We start from the raw sequence: 21,637 nt of genomic DNA on the forward strand, positions 1-21,637 counted from the left end.
TGGCTCGACTCCGTTAGTTCGCCGCCGGACAAGCCGGGGCGTTGCTGAGCAGTTCGGGTTGCTCCTGCTGCAGTTTAAGCAGGTTCTTCACCGCCTTGACCACGGCTCGCGGGGTGATGGTGGCGCCGGTAAAGGCATCGAACTCGCCGCCATCCTTCTTCACCGCCCACTGGGGCTCGTTGTCATGGGTCAGGAATTTTCCGGCAAAGCTGTTGATCCAGTCCGATTTTTTCAGCTCGATCTTGTCACCGAGGCCCGGGGTCTCGTTGTGAGCGAGCACGCGCACGGCGGTGATGGTGCCCTTGGCATCAAAGCCCGCCACGATGCGGATCGCCCCGCTGTAGCCATCCGGCGCGATCGCCTCCAATGCATAGCCGGTCACCACGCCATTCTTGCTGGCGGTATAGAGGGCTTGCGGCTGATCGCTGCCGAGATACTTCCTGCTGGTCACCTGCTTGCAGCTGGCCACAAGATCGTTGTCATAGCTCCCCTCCGGCAGCAATACCGAGAGAGTCTGCTGTTTCTCCAGCTGTTGCTGGTGGGCGATTTTATCCTTGGTCAACTCGTTGGTCAGTACCACCAGCGCGGTACAGCCCAGCGCGAACATCGCCAGAATAAGGCCGTTCTTGCGCATGCTCTTTAACATGTCCGGGCTCCGTCAGCTGTGATGGGGAAAGAGGGCAGAAACATCATTGGCGACGGGCTCCATACACTTTCGGGCGAGTCAGGCTGTCAATAAAGGGTACGCAAAGGTTGGCCAGCAGCACGGCGAAGGCGAACGCATCCGGATAGCCGCCAAAGCGGCGAATGATGTAGACCAGCACCCCGATCAGCACACCATAGACCAGTCGGCCGCGCGGTGTGGTGCAGGCACTGACCGGATCGGTGGCGATAAAGAAGGCCCCCAGCATGGTAGCGCCGCTAAAGAGATGGAACATGGGCGTGGCGGTCGCATCCGGGCTCACCAGATAGCCGATGGTGGAGGCCGCCAGCAGGGCACCGAGAATCGCGGTGGGAATGCGCCAGTTGATCACCTTCTGTTGCAGCAGGAACAGGCCGCCCAGCAGATAGCCGAGGTTGACCCAGCTCCAGCCGATTCCGCCCCAACCCTCAAACAGCGGGCCGCTCAGGATCTCGCCTGTGGTGAGCCCCTGAGTCAGGCCGGTTTTCAGGGTATCGAGGGGAGTCGCCATGGTGAGGCCATCCACCCCCTGCTTGAGCTGGGCCATGCTGTAGCCGTCGAGGCTAAAGCCGGTGAAGATCACCGACGCCGCATCACCAAAGCCGAGGCTGTAGGCGCGCACGCTCTCCGGCGGCAGCCAGCTGGTCATCTGCACCGGGAAGGAGACCAGCAGCAGCACATAGGCGACCATGGCCGGGTTGAACAGGTTCTGGCCCAGTCCGCCGTAAAGGTGCTTGGCGACAATGATGGCAAAGGCCGTGCCCACCACCAGCATCCACCATGGCAGCAGCGGCGGCAGGGAGAGACCGAGCAGCACGGCGGTGAGCGCCGCACTGCCATCCATCAGGGCAGGCTTGATGGCGCGGCCACGGAGCTTGAGCACCAGCGCCTCGCACAGCAGCGCAGTGACCAACGCCAGCAGGATCTGGATAAAGGAGCCCCAGCAGAAGAACCAGGTCTGGGCCAGCAAGCCCGGCACGCAGGCCAGGATCACCAGCAGCATCAGGGTTCGGGTCTGTTTGCGGTTATGGGCAAACGGCGCAGTCGCAATATTGAACATGAGTCTGTCGATTACCTTGTGGTTGTTCGGTCGGCTGACGGTGCATCTTCAGCGGCGGTCTCTGCGGCTCTGGCTGCCTCTGCCGCCAGCTTCTTCGCCTTGGCGCGGGCCACGGCGGCTGCAATGGCCGCTTTTTTCGGATCAACCGGGGCATCAGCAGCAGGGGCGCTCGCTTCAGGCGCGGCAGTGACGGCCAGTGGTTGCTCACTGCTGGCTGCATCGCTTTGCATCGGCTCGGCCGGTGCGCGCTCACTCTCAGTTCCGGCACTCTCTACCTGAGTACCGGCACTCTCTACCTCAGCACTGGTACTTGCGCTCTGCTGGGCCAGCTTTTTGGCCTTGGCCCGGGCGATGGCCGCGGCGATAGCGGCTTTCTTGGGATCGACCGCTTCGCTTTCAGTCGTATCGCTTTGGCTGGTGTTTACTTCGCTCTTGGCTACCGCCACGTCGCGGGTCTCCGCGCTAGCAGCTGGCTTAATCTCCGCATCCTCAGCACCGACACTGTCGCCCTGCTGGGCCAGCTTTTTGGCCTTGGCGCGGGCGATGGCTGCGGCGATAGCGGCCTTCTTGGTATCGACCACTTCGCTTGCAGCCGTATCGCTTTGGCTGGTGGTTACTTCGCTCTTGGCTAGCGCCACGTCGCGGGTCTCCACGCTGGCAGCTGGCTCACTCTGCGCACCTTCAGCACCGGTACTCTCGCCCTGCTGGGCCAGCTTTTTGGCTTTGGCGCGGGCAATGGCCGCTGCGATAGCCGCCTTCTTGGGATCGACCGCTTCGCTTGTCGCAGATGGTGCATCGCTTTGGGTTGCAGCGAATTCGCTGGTGCCTGCGTTTGCAGTCAGATCGCCCTCAGCGCTGTCACCCTGCTGGGCTGCCTTCTTGGCTTTGGCTCGGGCGATGGCGGCAGCGATAGCCGCTTTCTTGGGATCAACTGCTTCGCTGACAGCAGATGGCGCATCGCCTTGCGAGCCTGCGTCTGCTACCGCGCTGTTGGCTGCGCTTACCGGTTCACCATTCGCCTCGGCCTTTTTGGCTTTGGCACGGGCAATGGCTGCGGCAATTGCTGCCTTTTTCGGATCAACTTCTGCCTTTTGCTGATCAGCATCTACCGCAGGCGCAGCAACGGCTTCGGCAGTCACAGGCTCGGCGCTATCGCCAGCCTGAGCGGCCTTTTTGGCCTTGGCGCGGGCCAGTGCGGCAGCGATGGCTGCTTTCTTGGGATCGCTGGCGGGGTCAACCGCCTCGGTGGATTGCGCCGCAGCGGCTGTTTCGCTGTTTGCGCTTTCCGCCAGTTTGGCGGCGCGGCGTGCCTCCGCTTCCCGTTTGCGCGCTTCGCGGGCGGCAATCACCGCGCTGTTGTCAGGCAAGCCCTCGGCGGTGGCGGCAATGGCTGTGATGGGCGCATCCTGCTTGGCCTTGATGCGAGCGAGGGCGGCGGCAACCGGATCTTCGCCGCCTGCGGCCGTCATGGTCTGACGGCGCTGGGCGGCGGCTTCGGCATGGCGCGCTTCGCGGGCTGCTTTTTCCCGCTCGAAACGGGCCTGCTTGGCCTCGAAACGCTGCTTGGCGCGCTCGGCCTTCTCGGCCTCGGCGCGGGCTTCGCGAATGTCGTCTTTGGCGATCTTGTAGTACTGCACCAGCGGGATCTCGCTTGGGCAGACCCAGGCGCAGGCGCCGCACTCGATGCAGTCCATCAGGTTGAGCTTCTCGGCCTTGTCATACTCCTTGGCCCGGCTGTACCAGTAGAGCTCTTGCGGCAGCAGAGTGGCCGGGCAGGCATCGGCGCAGGCGCTGCAACGGATGCAGGGTTGCTCCGGGCCGGGGGCGGGCAGTTCGGCCTGCGTCGGCGCGAGCAGGCAGTTGGTAGCCTTGACCACTGGGACCATGGCGTGGGGCAGGGTAAAGCCCATCATGGGGCCACCCATGATCACCCGCTGCTCCGCTTCCGGTTGCAGCTCGAAACGCTGCAACAGCCAGCGTACCGGCGTACCGAGGCGCACCCAGGCGTTGCCGGGCTTCTTGAAGCTGTCGCCGGTGAGGGTGACGATCCGCTCGATCAGCGGTTCGCCGTCGATGATGGCGCGCTTGATGGCAAACACGGTGGCGACGTTGAGCACCATGATGCCGATATCGACCGCGCGGCCTCCCTTGGGCACCTGACGGCCGGTGAGCAGTTCGATAGTCTGCTTGGCACCGCCCGAGGGGTACTTGGTCGGCACCGTCTTGACCAGCACATCTTCATCGGTGGCGTGACGGGTCAGTTGCTCGATCGCCTCGGGCTTGTTGTCTTCCACCCCGATCAGGGTGAGTTTCGGTTTGAGCAGGTGCTTGAGCACCCGGATGCCATCCATGATCTCGTCGGCATACTGCTGCATCAACCGATCGTCGGTGGTGATATAGGGTTCGCACTCCAGCCCGTTGACGATCAGGATCTCGGTGAGCTGGCCGCGGCCATCGAGCTTGCTGTGAGTGGGGAACACGGCGCCGCCAAGGCCCGCCACCCCCGCTTGCTGAATGCGTTCGAGCAGCTCGCCCCGCTCCAGATTCCAGTAATCGGCTTTGCCATTGCGCTCGCCCCACTCATCTTCGCCATCGGGGGTGAGAATGACGCAGAGATCGCCGAGCCCGGAGGGGTGGGCAACCGTGTGGTTGCCAATCTCGGTGATGGTGCCGGAGGTGGAGGCATGGACAGGGACGACCCGCCCCTTGGCATAACGGGTCAGCGGCTGCCCTTTTTTGACCTTGTCGCCCACCTGCACCAGCAGATCGCCGGCGGGGCCTGCGTGCTGGCGCAGTGGAATAATGAGGCGCGGCGGTAGACCGGCGTCTACTACAGGGCTCTGGCTTGATTGCAGCTTGTTGTCGGCGGGGTGAATGCCGCCGTGAAAGTCCCAGAGCGTGCCGGCTTTGATACGTTCGAGTAAGGAATGCATGGTTGCTCCGCTGTTTATTCCACTATCTTGACCGGAATCTTGCCCGGAACATGCACGTTATTGAGATCCCACTTCCAGTTATCGACCGTGGTGGGCACCGGGATCATCTCGATGCAGTCGGTCGGGCAGGGATCGACACAGAGATCGCAACCGGTGCACTCGCTGGCAATCACGGTATGCATCGCCTTGGTGGCGCCGACGATGGCGTCCACCGGGCAGGCCTGAATGCACTTGGTGCAGCCGATGCACTGATCTTCGTGGATAAAGGCGACCTTTTTGACTGGCACAGCAGCCTCGTCACTGCCCCCCAGCGGCTGGGGCTCGACCCCCATCAGATCGGCAATCTTGCGCATGGTGGCCTCGCCACCGGGCACGCACTTGTTGATCTGATCGCCGTTGGCGAGCGCCTCGGCGTAGGGTTTGCAGCCGGGATAGCCGCACTGGCCACACTGGGTCTGGGGCAGCAGGGCATCGAGCTGGTCGACGATGGGGTCTGCTTCCACATGAAACTTGACGGCGGCAAAGCCCAGGATAATCCCGAACGCCAGCGCCAGCAGGGTGAGCACCAGAATGGCAAAGAGAATATGGATCATGGTTATATCTTGATAAGGCCGGTAAAGCCCATAAAGGCCAGCGACATCAGACCGGCGGTGATCATGGCAATCGACACCCCGCGAAACGGGGCGGGCACATCGGCGGCGACCAGACGCTCGCGCATGGCGGCAAACAGGAGCAACACCAGCGAGAAGCCGGTGGCGGCGCCAAAGCCGTAGATCACGCTCTGGATAAAGTCGTGTCGCTCATTGATGCTGAGCAGCGCCACCCCGAGCACCGCGCAGTTGGTGGTGATGAGGGGCAGGAAGATCCCCAGCAGGCGATAGAGGGTCGGGCTGCTCTTGCGCACCACCATCTCGGTAAACTGCACCACCACGGCGATCACCAGAATAAAGGCGAGGGTGCGCAGATAGGCGATATCCAGCGGCAGCAGGATATAGTGCTCCACCAGATAGGAGCTGGCACTGGCGAGGGTCATCACGAAGGTGGTCGCCAGCCCCATGCCGATGGCGGTTTCCAGCTTGCCGGAGACTCCCATAAAGGGGCAGAGGCCGAGGAATTTCACCAGCACGAAGTTGTTAACCAGCACGGTGCCGATCAATAAAAGCAGGTACTCAGTCATCAATTACCGTCACTGAAAGTCGGGTTATCGGGGTTTGAAGGCGGGCGGTATTATCTGACGTTAGGGCCAGTTAAACAACCGCAAGGCCGCATGGTTATTATGCAACTGGATAATTTAGCCGGGGTTTTGGGGTCAGATCGCGGCACTTTTACTCATGGTTATGCGAGGCTGTAATCCCGGTCTGGCCAGCAGAGCGATGGCCAGGCCGGGATAGCTGTAAGGTGTTCAGGCTGGATGCGTGCGCAATAATTCCCCGTAATAATCCGGCAGTGCCGCAAACCCGGTCAATTCACCTTGCAATTCTGCCAGTCTGGTCAGTCTCATTGCCGCTCTGAAACTTGCCGCATTCAGCTGTGTCAGAGGGTGGAGCAATGAAATAGAGGGCCCCAGCTCCAGCAACCAGTAAGGATTCACATTCCCCCCGGCCAGCGGTGTACCTGTCTGCTCTTCGGTCAGTTGTTCCCTTCGCAGCTTCCGGCATGTCAGCACAGGCCAGACCCGGGTTACCTCACGCGTCAGGCCATCGGCCGCAAGGGTCGCTACGGCCAGATAGCTGATCTCGTTCATCAGCTGATCATCATAACGAGTGGCAATGGTTTCGGCAGGGGTGTGATACCAGCGGGCAGAGCCATCACGAAATGCATCGAAGTAACTCGTCGGGCGGCTGTTTTCCAGTGCGGTCGGAATGATCAGGGTGAGATCATGGTGGCGGACCTGCTGCATCCCCAGGGTGGCAATCCGGCTGGGCTCTTCCAGATAGAAGTGGCCCGAGCGGATGGCTGGATAGCGGAACTCTTCCCCCGATTTACCCAGCTTTTGCTCAAGGAAGGTTTGCAGCCAGCAAGAGCCGCTGTGATCCTCTGCTGGCAACAGGGCAAAGGCACCGATACCAATCCGGTCGATCTCCTCCTGATAGGGATTTTTCGTTCCGGGTTGCTGGTTCATAAAGCCCGGATAGAGCGCAAAAGCGCCAAATGTGGGGCGGCTTGGTATCGGGTCATCCTGTTGCTGATAGAGCAGGGCATCCCGATAACGGTGCATCTGGTTGATGGCATCATCGGGCACCCTGTCTCTCGGGTCATCTTGAGTGCCGTTATCGACCCGGTACTTGGCATCAAACAGCCAGATAAAAGTGTCGCCACTGCCAGTGGTGGCTTCGATCAGAATGTCCGGCTTCTGGGGAACCAGCAGGGAGTGAACCGGCTTGTTGGTCTTGTGAAATCTCGGTTCATGGGCCAGCTTGAGACTTACACCGTCTGCTGTACGAAGGTACTCCCAGCAGTACTTCATCCCCTCGGCCAGCCGGGTATCCCAGCCATCGCGGGTGAAGTTAAAGGCAGGTGTTTTCACCTCGGTAAATCCCAGCGTCAGGATAATCCGGCGCACCTCGAGCACGCACCAGAGCTCGTAGAGCTGATCCATGCTGCGCACGCCGGCCACGGCATCATTTCCCAACGCATCTAGATAGAGGCGCAGTTGCTGCCAGACCCGGTAAACCGCGCTATAGCCACTCTTTTGCTGCAGTACCTGAGACTCGCGTTGTAACACCGTCGCCGGACCGATCTCCTGCATCAGGGGGTGAGCCAGCGCCTGATCCAGCGGTTTGCTCCACGCCTTCAGACGGTCAAAAAAGGCTCTGGACAAGAGGGTGCGATCGCCCTGTTGTGTCAGCTGTTGCAGCATCCTTCCGGTGCGCTCCAGCACAAACTTGATAAAGCGGTTTTCCGGGGTATCCGTGGTCAGTTGTTTACGTTCCACCCGGTATCTGCGCTCGATACCGTTATCCAGATCCTGGCGGATCTGTTCGGCCTGCTTCGGGCGTGGAGGGCGCTTCATTCTGGCGGCCAGCAGATATTCGGTCTTGCTTTGCAGCCTACTGTGGGGCGCATTGATGATCTGGCGGATCCCCCGCTCAAGGTCCTTGTGCAGGGCTTCGAAATGGGCAAGCCAGAGCAGGGGGAACGGTTCGGGGTTGCGCTGGCTGCGCCCCCCTTGCTGACTGGTTGCGCTGTTCAGGGTAAAACGCCAGTAGGGGTACTGCTCATCCAGCACCTGATGGATCAGCGGCACATCCCGGCGGATATCCAGCTTGACCGGATAGACCTCGAACCAGAGCGTCAGCTGAATGCGAGCAGCTTTTCCTGCAGCCGATTTCGGTTGATAAGAGAAGGGAAGTGCAAGTGTGCCTACTTCGTTGCCGGTATTGAATCCCCCCAGCAGCTCCTGCGATCCATGCCTGCTTTTGAAGCGAAATGACTCGCAGATCCGCTGCAGATGATGCTCCAGCCGCGGCGTATCACTCCCCTCGCTAACGCCGTGAAGAAACTCCCATTCGAATTCGTAAAAGCAGTTTTCATACAACAGAGGGGTTGGCAGTACCAGAGCGGAGAGCGCCTGATCATCAGGCAGTTCTAGCGGGCAGCCATCAGCCTCAGCCAGAGTGATGGAAAGGGGCTGCGAGAAGCGCACAACTGGCGGTTCGTATCTGCCAGCACTCGCTGACAGGCCCGCTTTGCCGATCACCTGTTGATGATGGACGCGGGTAGCTTGTAACTGCCGATAACGATCCCCGACTGTCTTCTCATTGGCATAGATCCGCAAAATCCAGTCACGGCTCTGCAGGGTAAACAGGCACTCCATCACAACCCCCCTTACGGCCAGAAGCTGGTAAAGCACTGCCGTGCCAGCCGCTCTTTCATCCAGGCCAGTTTCTTCTTGCTGCGGCAGGGGACGTGCGGCGGTTCTGCGGGGGCGGAATCTTCACCGGCGGCAGCCACCTTGCGGTTAAACAGGTCAGGGCGTGTGTTATCCCAGTGACTACCAAATTGTTCTGCCAGCACCTTTTCCAGGTCTGTCAGCAGGTCGCCATCAGCCGTCAGATGGCTGCGCAACTTGTCACTATCCCCCTCAATGCGCGGCAATACCTTGCACATCATAAAGTCATCCCAGATGGCGACCAGTTCTGCGGTATTGGCGGGATGATGGGCCAGCAGGGCCAGCATCAGCTCGTTCAGGGCGCGATAGGCCAGTTCGAACGGGCTCTGTTGCAGCACCCCGTTGACTGCCTTCAGGAAGGTGACGCTCTCTTTACTGTATTGCTCCAGTGCCGAGACTTCAGTAATGGCGCGTCCGTCTGACCAGGTCGGATAACCCAGCCGTTTTGGCTGCAATGCCGGTGCAAAGTAGGCATCGAAATCGTTGGGGAAGAACTCGTTAAAGTCGAAGGTGAGGGCCCTGTCGATCACCTTGCGGGAAAAGCCGTGGGTGGTCTCGTCCATATTGACGGTACCGGCCACCATCAGGTTGAAGGGGATAGCGATACCGTGCTGGCAGAAGCTGGCCCAGATCTGCTGATGCAGTGAAACATCGAGGTCCAGTCCCAGTTTTTCCGCCAGTTCGGTACGCGCGCTCTCATCCAGTTGCTGGCTAAGCGTATCTGCTTTGAGCAGGGGATCGCACCGGTAGACATAGCCGTAGTCCACCCCTTCTTTGTCGTTAAATACAGTCAGTTCGGGTGAGGTATACCAGTGGCGGGTCTCCAGTACCGATAGATAGTCGGCGAAATATTGTTCAACCGGCGCCAGGTTCATCTCGTCGAGGCAGAGCCAGAAGGGGGGAATATGGTCCAGTTGTTCCTGGCTCAGACCAATCTTGCCATCGGCTCTCACTTCGCCAATACGCTCGTAAATATAGATCCAGGCTTGGGTAATAAAATGCAGCACCGGCGTTGATACATACTCCTTTTTACCACTGATCCTGGAGATATAGCCCAGTAGATCGGAGGGTTCGTGCCAGTCTGGTCGTACAGGAACCAGGCAGTAATTTTTCTGGCCTGGATAGTCCTTGACCTGCTCACGAATAAAACGGGTTTTACCAGTACCAGAAATGCCAGCGAGGAGGAGAAACGGTTTGTAAAGGTTTGAGGGGTTGAATTTAGCTATACTCTTTATATCTAATACAGGATGTTCTTTGTTAGATAAAAAACTAACGCACTTATCATATAAACTAAGCAGCCACTCAAGATCTTTTATTAGCTCTTCATCTGAAGGTATGTCATCAGCCGGGTAATATTTTGCTGAAATATTTGTTGGTTCATATGATCTCCCCAGATTTGTTGTTGCATGTAGGTTTAGAGCGTCGTTATCCCATGTGGAGAGCTCAGTGATATTGTTCAGAAGTTGTAATTTTAACTCAATGGCTTGTCTTTGGGCATTTACCGTACCTAATTCCCGGGTGGGCGCTGTCGTTCCTTGATTTAAAGAGAGGTAAAATCCAGAACCATCGGCGCAGAATAAATAAACAGGATATATTCCAGACTGTGTTGTGGTGGTGATTCTTGTATCAAGGATGGAAATCCAAGGCACATTCGCCCAATTGCCAGCTCCAACGCTAGCCTTGATTTTAAGTTCTTCGTTAGAACGATGGGCTATATTTTCGATGGACTCTTTTAGTTCGGTTCTAAAAATTACTGCTGTTGGGTGATTGGTAAATTGTTCCGTGGTTGCGCGTACCCAATTTGACAGTATTTGTTTAAATAAACTTTGAATCTCGCTCATTTAAAACACCAAAGAGTGATTTTTTGTAAAGGCTGTAATGTTAACACCAGAAGTTGTTGTTACCAATGAAATTTTATGTTGATAGGTTCATTTTCTATTTACATCTCTCTTTGGGAAATAGAGAGGTATGATTTTTCGGTAAGTTTGAACACGGATAACTGATCCAGAGATGGTTACTTAGCGCGATGGTTTTATTGTCATCAGATATTTTTGAATGAGAATTCAAGAGGTATTCGCACGCTCATGTTGAGGAGGGCGCGATTCACCCTTATCGTTTCAGCTGTGGCAGATCCAGCAGCCGAGCGTTTGTCGTCCCTACCAGCAGGATGTTCGGCGTTTTAGCCAGTGCACGGTCAAGGCGTCCGCCCTGTTTCACAAGCTGTGCGATGACTTGACCCGGCAGGATGACAGCAGCTGGCAACTGCCCAAATTTCGCACCATGTATTGCTCGGCGGCCATCAGTTATCGGCCCCTTATCGCCGAAATCGGGGATGCCAAACAGAGTCCTGCCAAGCTGGCGGAGCGTGCCTGCAATCAGGCGATTCTGGCTGCGATGGACAGTGACGATGAAGCCCTGCTGGCCCAGCGTGACAAAGCGTGCGCTGCGGTGCAGTAACGCGAATTTATCTGACCAGAACATTTGCGCTCTCTTTGCGCGCCACGGCACACATGGGTTTCCCCTTGCCGGGTATGATGGGGTAGCCCGCTGTAGCGGCAACAGTCGGATGTTTGCGGGCATATGTCGGTCACATCAGCCAGATCACCACCAGGAGGTAACCATGATCAGCCATATCGACCATCTGGTATTGACGGTCAGTGATATCGAACGGGCCGTGGCGTTTTACAGTTCGGTGCTCAATATGGAGGCCATCACCTTCGGTGCGGGGCGCCGGGCGGTGGGGTTTGGCAACCAGAAGATCAATCTGCAATTGCTGGGGCAGGAGCCGCGCAATCGGGCGCAGGTGGGGTCGGGAGATGTCTGCCTTATCACCCGCTGGCCGCTGGAGCAGGTGATGACCCAGCTTGCCTGCCACGGGGTGGAGATTGTCGAGGGGCCGGTGACCAAAAGCGGTGCCTGCGGGCCGATAGAATCCATCTACTTCCTCGACCCTGACCAGAACCTGATAGAAGTGAGCATCTATCCCTGACAGGGTTGGCGCGGCGCCTGACGGTGCAACACCTGTCAGAATCACTCTACTTCCTCGACCCGGATCAGAATCTGATAGAAGTGAGCATCTATCCCTGAGTCCACCAAGCCATCAGTCCCATCACCATCTCCAGCAGAAAGGGGCCGTCAATTGACGGCCCCTTTCTCGTATCGCTATCGCGCCAAGCAAGTCGGCCGCTTGGCCGATGTGGCAGAAACGCCCTAGAAAGGCGTGCTGCTCTCGTCGCTCTCCTGTAAAAACAGTTCCAGCTCGGCCTGATAGGCCGCATCAGGTTGACCGCTGCTGGCAGGGATTACGGCGGCAGGCCGGACGACGGGAGGGGCGGTGAGGGTCTCCATCACCCGCTGCTGCAGATAGGGGTAGAAGGGGTTGGAGGAGGTGCGGGTGAGGGCGCCGGGGTTGACGATCAGCACGCCGCGCTCACCACGCAGGGCCAGACCGCCGAGATTGATGCCGTATTGCTCCCGCTGCTCCGGGCGCGCCGTCATGCCATAGAGGGGGTCGTCCATCGGGAAGGGGAGCGCCACATGGGAGAGGGAGTAGATCTCCTTGGGATAATCGATACCCAGCGGGCGGAGCTGCTCAGGCTGGTCTGCGCTGGCCAGCGTTCTGGCCTGCGTCGCGAGAGAGGCGGGCTCGACATTGCCCACCACGGTGAGGCGATAGTGCTCGGGGGCGTTTGGCAGTAAGCGGTGCAGCGCCAGCTCGGAGGCCGAGCTCATCAGCGGGCCAAACAGGGTGCTGCGGTTGATATCAAACAGCACCAGTTCGCTGCCGTTGGCTGGCAGGTAGTGGTAGAGATCGGCAATGATGGAGCGGGTGCTGACGGTGTAGTCCATCACCGACTGGAAGGTGAGGGCGGGGGGAAACGCCGCCAGCTCGCCACTGGCGGCCAGCTGGCGCACCTGCTGCTGGATGGCGTGGGTCAGGCGATAGGACTGGCGCGCCCCGTTGACCGGAAACGAGTTGTACTTGAACGGGTTGAACTCCGGCATGGTGTCGAGCCAGGCGGCGTTGGCAAAGGCGGGCAGCAGCGCAGGCACGGCCTTGAGCCCGGCGAAGCGGGCAAAGCGGGTCACCCCGATCATCGGGGAGATCAGCACCAGCCGATCCGGTTTTGCCAGCGTGCCGCTCGGGTCGGCCAGCGCATCGAGCGCATATTTCACCGCCAGCGCGCCGCCGTTGGAAAAGCCCACCAGATGCAGCGGCCGCTTGCCCGGTGCCAGCAATCTGGCCTCCCGCACCGCCAGTCGGGTGGCGGCCAGCCAGGTCTCCCAATCCACATCCACGAGGCCAGCGGGCACGGTGCCGTGGCCGGGGATCCTCAGCCCCAGCGCGATAAAGCCCTGCTGCTGATAGCGTCTGGCCAGATGGCGCAGGCTGTAGGGAGAGTCGGTCAGGCCGTGCAGCAGCACCGCCACCCCTTTGACTTCCCCCTCGGGGCGCAGCAGGTAGGAGCGGTTCCAGTTCTGCTGAAAGCGGGCGGGATTGATGGGGGCGTCCTGATAGTAGCGATTGCTGGCCAGTTGCTGCTCGGGCGGCGTCTTGGCGACTACCTCGGTGGCCACCAGCTCGAACAGCTCTGCTTCGCGGGCCAGATAGGCTTGCCAGTCGCTGCGATCGAGCTCATCGGCACTGAGTTCGGGGGGCACCACTGTGTGCCACAGTTGCAGCGGCGCTGCCTGCCAGGCGAAGTAGGCGATCACCGCCCATGCGGTCAGCAACAGCAGCAACAGGGTCAGCAGAGCACGGCGAACAAGGCGGCGAGTGTGAGCCAGCATGGTGCAATCCTTGGCGATAGAGATGGGGCCGCCTCTGGGCGGGCGAGTTTGGCGCAGCACATTGGGCGCAGCCAACCGGCTTAAAGCCTAATGGAAACAAGGTGATATGTATAGTTGATGGCGTTTGGCCGCGCAGGCTGTGGGCGCCTGATCCCGCCGTTGGCATCAGGCTGGCCGTTCGAAGGCTGCATCGCGGGCCATCTGGCGGCGTGAACTTGTTCGCGGATGCCCGCTTGGGCGCTGCGACCTTGCAACTATCTGCCCCTGAGAGGGGGCAATTATGCTACTGTAGCGGCGTTTTTTGATGGATAAGCTGGCATTGGCCTTTTTTGAAGATGGAATGGTATGCAGAACTTTGACGTAGTGAATTGGCTGATGCAGCAGACAGCCTCCCCGGCGCAGCCGGAACAGGCGATGGCACAACCGGGCGCGGCCCAGATCCTGTGGCAGGTGACCCATGCTGGCTAATGAATCCATGCGCCTGAACAAATACATCAGCGAGAGCGGCATCTGCTCGCGCCGCGAGGCCGATCGCTTTATCGAGCAGGGCCACGTCTTTATCAACGGCAAGCGGGCCGGGATTGGCGATCAGGTGCAGGTTGGCGATCTGGTCAAGGTGAACGGTCAGGTGATCGAGCCGCGCGAGGCGGACAGTCTGGTGCTGATCGCCCTCAACAAGCCGGTGGGCATCGTCAGTACCACAGAGGCGGGCGAGAAGGACAACATCGTCGATTTCGTCAACCACAGCACCCGGGTCTTCCCCATCGGGCGGCTCGACAAGGATTCGCAGGGGCTGATCTTTCTCACCAACCACGGCGATCTGGTCAACAAGATCCTGCGGGCGGGCAACGATCACGAGAAAGAGTATCTGGTGACCGTCGACAAGCCGGTGACCGACGAGTTTGTGCGCGGCATGGCGGCCGGGGTGCCGATCCTCGGTACTGTGACCAAGAAGTGCAAGGTGAAGAAAGAGGCGCCGTTTGTCTTTCGCATCACGCTAGTGCAGGGGCTTAATCGCCAGATCCGCCGCATGTGCGAGCACTTCGGTTTTGAAGTGACCAAGCTGGAGCGCATCCGCATTATGAACGTCAGCCTCAAGGGGCTGCCGGTGGGCGAGTGGCGCGATCTCACCGACGACGAGCTGATCGATCTGTTCAAGCTGATTGAGGACTCCTCCTCCGAGGTGAAACCGGCCAAAGGCGACAAACCCAAGGCGGCTAAGGCCCCTGCGGCGCAAAGCGCCAAACCGGCCCAAGGCAAGAAGCCGCGCCGCGATGATGATCACGAGATTGGCGGGCGTCCCAATGTGCCGGGCCCGGAAGCTTTCGAGAAGAAGCTGCCGGTGGGCAAGGGGGGCGCGGGTAAAGGTGCTGCCAACAAGGGCGGCGCTGGCAAAGGGGCCCCCGGCAAGGGTGGCAAACCAGCCGCAGGCAAGTCGCGCACCGCTAACACCGGACGGCAGAAGAAGGGGCGCTAAGTTGCTCCCCTGAGTGGCGTCAGCCTCGTCTTGTGATCCCCAACACACCGGCCTCAGGCCGGTGTGTTGCTTTGGGTCGCAGAGTCGGTTGGGCGGGGCGCCGAAAGGGTTGGCTCGCTGGTGGTCGTTAACCCCATGACACGAGGATAGTGGCGCGGGTCGAGGCGCACTACCAGCAGGCTCATCAGCAGCAAGCCTCCCAGTTGCCACTGCCAGGCGGCCGCAAAGTCGCCCACATAGTGATAGAGCCGCGCCGCCACCCAGGGGCCGGTGGCGGCCAGCATAAAGCCGAAGCCCTGCATCAGGGCGCTCAGGGTGCCGGCGCGGCGCGGGTCTGGCAGGTGATCGAGCGCAATCACCATGATCAGCGAAAAACTGCCGCCAAGACCGGCACCGCACAGCATGCACCAGAGAATGGGGGCACTGGCTGGCGTCAGCCAGAGGCCGCCGAATCCCGCCAGCTGCATGGCGATGGCAAGGCCCATCCACGGCCGCCGATCCAGACTGCGCGCCGCCAGCAGCGGCAGACCGAGGCCGCTGGCGGTCTGGGCCAGTGCCAGCCAGGCGACCAGTTCGCCCGCCTGCGCGGCGCTCCAGCCCTGCGCCATATAGGCGGGGGCCAGCCAGGCCACGACGATGCCGTAGCCACTGTTGATGATGCCAAAGCAGACGATCAGCAACCAGCTGCGGGGCAGGGTGATCAGCCGCTGTTCGCCGTGGGGGATTGCGACAGCGGCGGCCCGTGGCAGACGCACTTTCCACCCTAGCCAGACGAGGGCCAGCAGCACCGGCAGGCTCCAGAGCGCCAGCGCCCGCGACCAGTCGAGGCTGACTGCCAACCGTGGTGTGAGGCTGGCCCCCAGCGCCCCGCCCCCCATCATGCAGGCAGAGAAGATCCCCATCACTTGCGGCACCTTGCGGGCAAAGTGCTGCTTGATAAGGGCGGGCAGCACTCCCTGCACCAGTGCCGAGCCCAATCCACACAGCGCCGCGCTGGTTATCAGCAGGGCGCCGCTTTGAGTATCGAAGCGGATGGCGCTGCCAATGCCGAGCAGCAGCAGGGCCGCCCCCAGCAGTTGGCACGCACTGGCGCGCCGACGCAGGCTGGGAGTGAGCAGCACGCCGACCCCGATGAGCCACAGCGGCAACAGGGTAAGCCAGGCGAGGGTATCCATCCCCAGCGCCAGACGCTGATCAATGGCTTGGGCCAGCGGGCCGATGGCGGTAAGAAAGGGGCGCAGATTCAGGCCAATCAGGATCACCAGCACCAGCAGGGCAAACTGCTGGCGGCGCGCCTCTGCCGGGCGTTCGAAAGTCCCTTTACTCATGATCAGGCGCTGCTTGTGTGGCTTGTTGTAACTGGGAGCCGTAGAGATCTGCCGCCGTCAGGGTGACGGCCAGTTTGACCAGCGGCAGAGGTGGCGGTGCCAGCGGTAGCCCCAGCTTTTGATAGGCGGCGGTGCTGTCAAAGCCGAACGGCGCTGCATCGGCGTTATCAAAGGCGTAATAGACGGCGGCGATACCGTTCATCACCAGCGCGCCGAGGCACATGGGGCAGGGGTGACCGCTGGCATAGACGATGCTGCCCGCGAGCGGCCCGCACTGGCTTGCCTTGCGCAGCGCCTCCAGCTCGGCGTGGCGGGTCGGGTCCCCATCCAGATGGATGCCGTTGACGGCGCTCGCCACCAGTTGCTCATCGCGCACCAGCAGGGCGGCGAAGGGGCGGCCCCCCTGCCGGTGGTTTGCTCTGGCCAGTTGCACCGCCTGCTCCAGCCAGCGCTGATGAGTCGGGAGGGTGGTTGATGAGGGGATCGGGCGGGTGTTGGCAGAGGCAACAAGGGGCGCAGACATGATGAAAAACCCTGATTTGACTGAACAAATGCCAGCCTAGCGGCGAAATAAACCATTTGGAAATTAAATGATAAAATGAGTTTCAGTGGTTTTATAAATGGAGAAACCCATGCTGGATCCCCTGTTACTGCGCAGTTTTGTCGCCATTATCGACACCGGCAGCTTCACCCGGGCCGGTGAACGGGTCCACCTGACCCAATCCACCATCAGCCAGCAGATGCGCAGGCTCGAACAGCAGATTGGCTGCCCGCTGCTGGACCGCTCCGGTCGGCAGGTGGTGGCGACGGCCGAGGGGGAGCAGCTGCTGGGGCTGGCCCGCCGCATTCTGGCGCTGCTGGCACAGGCCGAGGAGCAGGTGAGCGAGGGGAGCATATCGCTCAGCCTCGGGGTGCCGGAGGATTTCGCCGCCGGTGCCATCACCCCGGTGCTGGCTGCCTTTGCCCGCGACTACCCCGAGGTGCGGCTGGAGGTGGAGAGCGGCCTGAGCCACCACATCTGGCAGCGCTTTGCGGCGGGGGAGCTGGATCTGGCGCTGGTCAAGCAGGTGCGCGGACAGGGCTCGCCGCTCGCCAGCTGGCGTGAGCCGCTGGTGTGGGTCGATAGTCGCGACTGGCCGGCTAAGGGGCGTGATCCGCTGCCGCTGGTTGCCTTCCCGAGTGAAGGGCTCTATCGCCAGCAGATGACCGAGGCGCTCGATGGTCTGGGTCGGCGCTGGCGGATCGCCTATGTCAGCGCCAGTCTCGCCAGTTTGCAGGGGGCGGTGAGCGCAGGCATTGGCGTGAGCTTGCTGCCCAAGCGGCTGATGCCCGCCGATCAGCTGGCCCTGACCCAGTGGCCCAAGGTGGCATCGGTGGAGCTGGCGCTCCATGCCGGGGTAAGCGGGAGCGAACCGCTCACCCGCTTGAGTTCGGCCCTGATCGCCCTGTGCGACGAAGTAATGGGGCCGCAGTGAGTGGCTATGTGGTGAAAAACTGAAGTCGGAAAGATAAAACGGGGGGATCAGTGATCCTTCCCCTCCGCCAGCTTGCGCTCGTAGTCATTTTTTACGATGGTCAGCGCCGCCAGCACCAGCTCGGGGGCCAGCTGGTTGGTCTCCAGCAGTTCAATCAGATCCACCGCGAGTTTCACCTCGGGTGGGGCAGTTTCCAGTGACATGGGCAGGGTTCCGGTTGCGGGAAGAGGGGGGATTATACAGGGGCGCCGCCGTTGGCCGAAAGCGCCCGCTCTGTCGGGCTGTGAGGCATGAAGGTCACAGGTGCTGACGCATCTCCTTGTCGATCTCCTCGCGCAGGGCGATGAGCTTTTTGGCGTACTGCTGCAACTGCAGATCGCTCTCGCTCAGTGGTTGCCACTGGGGCACCGGGGTCGGTTTGCCCTGCTCATCCATCGCCACGAAGATGATGATGCAGTGGGTGGTCTTGTGGCGCTCGCTCTCGGTGGGGTGGCGGCTGTAGACATCCACCGCCAGATGCATGCTGGTGGTGCCGGTGTGGATCACCTGAGCGTGTACCTCCACCAGCTGGCCAATCTGGATGGGGCGCAAAAAGCGGATCCCCCCCACATAGACGGTCACCGCATAGCCGCCGCACCAGCCGGCGGCGCAGGCATAGCCCGCCTGATCGATCCACTTCATCACCATGCCGCCGTGGACCTTGCCGCCGAAATTGACGTCGGAGGGTTCGGCCAGAAATTGCAGGGTCAGTTCGCGGGGGGGGATCATGCTCTCTCCTTGGTTCGGGGTCATTGGCGGTAGCTCTTGCGGTAGGCGTCAGCCTGTTGGCAGGGGGGCAGGTTGTTGAGGTCGGGCCGCTTGTTGCCCTCGCGCTGGCCGAAGTTGGCGAACTCCTGCTGACACTTGTCGGCCTTGCCGCCCTCCTTGATGCAGGCGTCGATCCGCTGTTGCTTGCCCTGCTCGACCAGTTGCTGCTGAGCTTGCTGGCAGGCGGCATCCAGCTTGGCCTGCTGGGCTGAGCGATCCAGCTCGCTGGCGGCACTGGCAGTGCCGCACAACAGCAGAACCACGAAAGGGGTGATGATGCGCATCCTGATGCTCCTTGTTGACCTGTTTCAGGTATACCGCGAATGGCGGCAGGATGCACAGGGGACGGCGCAATAATGGGGCCCATTCACTCTTGGTTCATGACGCCAGCGCCAGCATGGGGCGAACAATAGCGAGGTGTCACGATGAAACAGATGCTGGAACAGTTGCTGGGGGCTGGCAAAGGCTGGCTCAACGAAGGCGGAGACAAGCGCAAGGGGCAGATGCAGGGAGCGTTGGCCGGCGGTGCGCTCGGTCTGCTGCTGGGGAACAAGAAGATGCGCAAATATGGCGGCAAGGCCGCTGCCGTGGGCGGCGCTGCGGCCCTTGGCGGGCTGGCCTACAAGCTCTATCAGGATTGGCAGGCCCAGCAGGCGGCACCCGCCGAGCCTACCCATCCCGTCAGTACCCTGGAAGGCAATGCGCTGGATGCCCGCGCGGCACTCTTGGTGCGTGCCATGGTGGCGGCAGCCCGGGCCGATGGCCATATCGACGGCGCCGAGCGCCAGAAAATTCAGGAGTACCTGACCGAACAGGGTCAGAGCGATGTGGCCCGCTGGATTGACGCCGAGCTGGCCCGTCCCCTCGATCCCCATGCGCTGGCGCGGGAAGTGACCGACATGGAGCTGGCCACCGAGGTCTATCTCGCCTCCCTGCTCGCCATCGAGGTGGATCACTTTATGGAGCGAGGCTATCTCGACGAACTGGCGCGCGCCCTCAAGCTCGATGACAACCTCAAGGGGAGCATCGAGCGGCAGGTGGCCCAGCTTAACGCCCCCGCTTGATATCCCTCATCGCCATGGATTGCCGATAACGCCCCGCTCAAGGGGCGTTGTTGTTTCTGCTGCCCGCCAAAAGATACGGATGAGCCTATTTGGATTGTGGGGCACAGCCCCTAAGATGGCGCAGGACCATCACCATTTTTGCAAGGAGCAACCGTTGGAGATACGCAAGGCAAGCGAACTGGATATCGACGCCATTGTCGAGCTGAACCGGCAGATTGGAGAGCTCCACCATCAGCACTATCCCGAGGTGTTCTGCCCGCCGTCACCAGAGGAGCGGGCATTTTTGCTCGATGCCATTGCCGCCGAAGGGCGTCTGTTCTGCGTTGCCGAGCAGGATGGCAGGGTGGTGGGCTTTTTGACGGCGCGGATCGACATCAATGAGAGCGTGCCTTTTCTCACCCGTGCGCCGATTTGCCGCATCGGCTCGGTGGTGGTGGATGAGCAGCACCGTTCTCGCGGGATTGGCAAGGCGCTGATCGCCCATTGCGATGAGTGGGCCAAGGCCCGTGATGCTCAGCAAATCCGGCTGGAGGTGATGGCCTTCAACGAGCGCGCCAAAGCGCTCTACGAGGCGCTGGGGTTCAAGGTGCAGTCGCAGATCATGGCCAGATGATCAGTTTTTGATGGCGAGCCAAGGCGCGTCACTCCCCAACTACACAGGCCCGTTACGGGCCTTTGTTCGTTTCGCCAACAGCTCCTTGCCTCGTTACTTTTCACCGAGCTGCGCGGCAATCAGCGCCGCCAGCCGGGTGAGGGCCTGCTCCAGCTGTTCGCTCCAGGGATGGGAGCTATTGAGGCGCAAGCAGTGGTTGTGTTGCCCCTGACTGGAGAAGAGCGCGCCGGGGGCCACTGAAAAACCGCTGCCCAGAGCCTTGGCGTGCAGGGCTCGGCTGTCGAAATGGGCAGGCAGTGCCAGCCAGAGAAAGTAGCCGCCATCGGGGGAGGAGATCCGCACCTCGCCCGGCAGCAGTCGCTGCAGCGCGGCTCGCATCTGCTGCTGGCGCTGGGCCAGAGTGTGGCGCAGACGGCGAAAGTGGGCATCGACCCCGCCCTGGCGCAGCATCTCGGCCAGCGCCAGCTGGCTTGGCACATTGGTGGAGAGGGTGGACATCAGTTGCAGCCGCTGGATCCGCTCGGCATGGGGCCCCGCCACCACCCAGCCGACCCGAAAGCCCGGCGCCAGACACTTGGAGAAGGAGCTGCAGAGCAGGCTGTCGCCACACTGATCCCAGTGCTTGATGGGTTTGGGGCGCTCGCGGCCGAAGTAGACCTCGGCATAAACGTCATCCTCCACCAGCGGCACCTTGTGGGCGTTGAGCAGTGCCATCAGCCCCTGTTTGTGCGCATCAGGCATGGTGTGGCCCAGTGGGTGCTGCACATTGCCCATCAGCCAGCACGCCTTGATCGGCATCTGGCTGAGGGCATCTTCCAACAGCGCCAGATCGATGCCCACCCCGGGGATCACCGGGATCTCCACCGCCTTGAGTTTCAGCCGCTCGATGGCCTGCAGGGCGCCATAGAAGGTGGGGGACTCCACCACCACCCAGTCACCGGGCTCGGTCAGCACCTGCAGGCTGAGGGAGAGCGCCTCCATGGCGCCGGTGGTGATGATGATCTCCTGCGGATTGACCGCCACCCCGTCGCTGGCGTAACGCTGGGCGATGGCGCGGCGCAGCGCTTCGTTGCCGGGGGGCAGGTCGGCCACCGTGCTGAAGGGATCGAGCTTGCGCATGCAGCTGGCCAGGGCCCGCCCGAGCTGGGGATGGGGGAACAGGGTCGGGTCTGCTACCGACATGCCAAGGGGGACCAGATCCCGCGATTTGCTCGCCTGCAACACCTCGAACACCAGATCGTTGATATCCACCGAGCCGCTGTAGTGAGTCTGGCTCGGCGTGTGCTGCACGACCTGTGGTGAGGCGGCTTTGACGTAGTAGCCGGACTGGGGGCGGGCGAGGATCCGCCCCTGACTTTCGAGCAGTTGATAGGCCTGCAACACCGTCATGGGGCTGAGCCCGTGGGTCTTGCAGCTCTGGCGAATGGAGGGGATGCGCTCCCCCGGTTGCCAGATGCCATCATCGATCTGGCTTTGCAGGCGGTCGGCCAACTGCTGGTAAAGGGACATGATCTG

Annotated in this window: 20 protein-coding genes and 2 pseudogenes; 7 read left to right on the plus strand and 15 right to left on the minus strand. The window is 61.0% G+C overall.

Annotated elements, in window-relative coordinates; all coding sequences use genetic code 11:
- Window positions 1-13 precede the first annotated feature (13 nt).
- The 8 genes and pseudogenes from rsxG to G5332_RS02980 all read right to left on the minus strand — a co-directional run.
- Complete coding sequence (rsxG, locus tag G5332_RS02945) at window positions 14-646, minus strand: electron transport complex subunit RsxG (RefSeq protein ID WP_005359614.1); 633 nt, start codon at window positions 644-646, stop codon at window positions 14-16.
- A 43-nt stretch (window positions 647-689) separates the two neighbouring features.
- A complete protein-coding gene (gene rsxD, locus G5332_RS02950; RefSeq protein ID WP_421249546.1) occupies window positions 690-1,742 on the minus strand; it encodes an electron transport complex subunit RsxD in 1,053 nt (350 codons plus the stop codon).
- An 11-nt stretch (window positions 1,743-1,753) separates the two neighbouring features.
- On the minus strand, window positions 1,754-4,675 hold the full coding sequence (gene rsxC, locus G5332_RS02955) for an electron transport complex subunit RsxC (RefSeq protein WP_421249547.1): 2,922 nt from the start codon (window positions 4,673-4,675) through the stop codon (window positions 1,754-1,756).
- A 14-nt stretch (window positions 4,676-4,689) separates the two neighbouring features.
- On the minus strand, window positions 4,690-5,268 hold the full coding sequence (rsxB, locus tag G5332_RS02960; RefSeq protein ID WP_058055921.1) for an electron transport complex subunit RsxB: 579 nt from the start codon (window positions 5,266-5,268) through the stop codon (window positions 4,690-4,692).
- Between the two features lie 2 nt (window positions 5,269-5,270).
- Window positions 5,271-5,852 (minus strand): electron transport complex subunit RsxA, encoded by a 582-nt coding sequence (rsxA, locus tag G5332_RS02965; RefSeq protein ID WP_204479645.1) that lies wholly within the window; start codon window positions 5,850-5,852, stop codon window positions 5,271-5,273.
- A 225-nt stretch (window positions 5,853-6,077) separates the two neighbouring features.
- Window positions 6,078-8,492 carry a DUF2357 domain-containing protein gene (locus tag G5332_RS02970; RefSeq protein WP_421171869.1) on the minus strand — a complete coding sequence of 805 codons (2,415 nt, stop codon included), beginning with the start codon at window positions 8,490-8,492 and terminating at the stop codon, window positions 6,078-6,080.
- Between the two features lie 11 nt (window positions 8,493-8,503).
- The gene (locus tag G5332_RS02975; RefSeq protein ID WP_234781346.1) at window positions 8,504-9,574 is read right to left on the minus strand and encodes a hypothetical protein; all 1,071 of its coding nucleotides are present in this window, start codon (window positions 9,572-9,574) and stop codon (window positions 8,504-8,506) included.
- A gap of 279 nt (window positions 9,575-9,853) precedes the next feature.
- Window positions 9,854-10,408, minus strand: a pseudogene (locus G5332_RS02980) (DUF3578 domain-containing protein); the annotation flags it as partial.
- A 253-nt stretch (window positions 10,409-10,661) separates the two neighbouring features.
- On the opposite strand from G5332_RS02980, the pseudogene G5332_RS02985 reads away from it, so the two are divergent.
- Together G5332_RS02985 and G5332_RS02990 are read left to right on the plus strand one after the other, a co-directional pair.
- Window positions 10,662-11,024 (plus strand): annotated as a pseudogene (locus G5332_RS02985) (hypothetical protein); the annotation flags it as partial.
- A 163-nt stretch (window positions 11,025-11,187) separates the two neighbouring features.
- On the plus strand, window positions 11,188-11,556 hold the full coding sequence (locus tag G5332_RS02990) for a VOC family protein (RefSeq protein ID WP_058058755.1): 369 nt from the start codon (window positions 11,188-11,190) through the stop codon (window positions 11,554-11,556).
- Window positions 11,557-11,777: 221 nt separating this feature from the next.
- Here the strand turns inward: G5332_RS02990 and G5332_RS02995 are convergent, their stop codons facing one another.
- Window positions 11,778-13,358, minus strand: coding sequence for an alpha/beta hydrolase (locus tag G5332_RS02995; RefSeq protein WP_421171871.1), 1,581 nt, complete (start codon window positions 13,356-13,358; stop codon window positions 11,778-11,780).
- Between the two features lie 345 nt (window positions 13,359-13,703).
- Between G5332_RS02995 and G5332_RS03000 the strand changes: the two genes are divergently transcribed.
- Complete coding sequence (locus G5332_RS03000; protein ID WP_265783689.1) at window positions 13,704-13,826, plus strand: hypothetical protein; 123 nt, start codon at window positions 13,704-13,706, stop codon at window positions 13,824-13,826.
- Window positions 13,816-14,835, plus strand: coding sequence for a 23S rRNA pseudouridine(2604) synthase RluF (gene rluF, locus G5332_RS03005; protein WP_421298548.1), 1,020 nt, complete (start codon window positions 13,816-13,818; stop codon window positions 14,833-14,835). The genes G5332_RS03000 and rluF overlap by 11 nt, the downstream gene beginning before the upstream one ends.
- 53 nt (window positions 14,836-14,888) lie before the next feature.
- Here rluF and G5332_RS03010 read toward each other — a convergent pair whose 3' ends face one another.
- Both G5332_RS03010 and G5332_RS03015 read right to left on the minus strand, forming a co-directional pair.
- A complete protein-coding gene (locus tag G5332_RS03010) occupies window positions 14,889-16,163 on the minus strand; it encodes a cyanate transporter (protein ID WP_421311098.1) in 1,275 nt (424 codons plus the stop codon).
- Window positions 16,156-16,686 (minus strand): nucleoside deaminase, encoded by a 531-nt coding sequence (locus G5332_RS03015; RefSeq protein ID WP_421171877.1) that lies wholly within the window; start codon window positions 16,684-16,686, stop codon window positions 16,156-16,158. Before G5332_RS03015 ends, G5332_RS03010 begins: the two co-directional genes overlap by 8 nt.
- Window positions 16,687-16,795: 109 nt before the next feature.
- Here G5332_RS03015 and G5332_RS03020 point away from each other — a divergent pair, with 109 nt between their 5' ends.
- A complete protein-coding gene (locus tag G5332_RS03020; RefSeq protein WP_160881703.1) occupies window positions 16,796-17,638 on the plus strand; it encodes a LysR family transcriptional regulator in 843 nt (280 codons plus the stop codon).
- A 47-nt stretch (window positions 17,639-17,685) separates the two neighbouring features.
- On the opposite strand, the gene rsmS is transcribed toward G5332_RS03020, so the two are convergent.
- From rsmS to G5332_RS03035, 3 genes are all read right to left on the minus strand, one after another.
- On the minus strand, window positions 17,686-17,841 hold the full coding sequence (gene rsmS, locus G5332_RS03025) for a pleiotropic regulatory protein RsmS (protein ID WP_139494005.1): 156 nt from the start codon (window positions 17,839-17,841) through the stop codon (window positions 17,686-17,688).
- A 94-nt stretch (window positions 17,842-17,935) separates the two neighbouring features.
- Window positions 17,936-18,406 carry an acyl-CoA thioesterase gene (locus tag G5332_RS03030; RefSeq protein ID WP_421171879.1) on the minus strand — a complete coding sequence of 157 codons (471 nt, stop codon included), beginning with the start codon at window positions 18,404-18,406 and terminating at the stop codon, window positions 17,936-17,938.
- 20 nt (window positions 18,407-18,426) lie between these two features.
- Complete coding sequence (locus G5332_RS03035) at window positions 18,427-18,729, minus strand: hypothetical protein (RefSeq protein WP_337072758.1); 303 nt, start codon at window positions 18,727-18,729, stop codon at window positions 18,427-18,429.
- A gap of 141 nt (window positions 18,730-18,870) precedes the next feature.
- Here G5332_RS03035 and G5332_RS03040 point away from each other — a divergent pair, with 141 nt between their 5' ends.
- Together G5332_RS03040 and G5332_RS03045 are read left to right on the plus strand one after the other, a co-directional pair.
- Window positions 18,871-19,509, plus strand: coding sequence for a tellurite resistance TerB family protein (locus G5332_RS03040; protein WP_421171883.1), 639 nt, complete (start codon window positions 18,871-18,873; stop codon window positions 19,507-19,509).
- A 154-nt stretch (window positions 19,510-19,663) separates the two neighbouring features.
- The gene (locus tag G5332_RS03045) at window positions 19,664-20,122 is read left to right on the plus strand and encodes a GNAT family N-acetyltransferase (protein WP_204479636.1); all 459 of its coding nucleotides are present in this window, start codon (window positions 19,664-19,666) and stop codon (window positions 20,120-20,122) included.
- A gap of 93 nt (window positions 20,123-20,215) precedes the next feature.
- On the opposite strand, the gene G5332_RS03050 is transcribed toward G5332_RS03045, so the two are convergent.
- A complete protein-coding gene (locus tag G5332_RS03050; RefSeq protein WP_421311099.1) occupies window positions 20,216-21,631 on the minus strand; it encodes a PLP-dependent aminotransferase family protein in 1,416 nt (471 codons plus the stop codon).
- Window positions 21,632-21,637: the final 6 nt, after the last annotated feature.

The sequence above is a fragment of the Aeromonas sp. 603757 genome, from assembly GCF_049171255.1.
In the GTDB taxonomy this organism is placed as follows: Bacteria; Pseudomonadota; Gammaproteobacteria; order Enterobacterales; family Aeromonadaceae; genus Aeromonas; species Aeromonas veronii_A.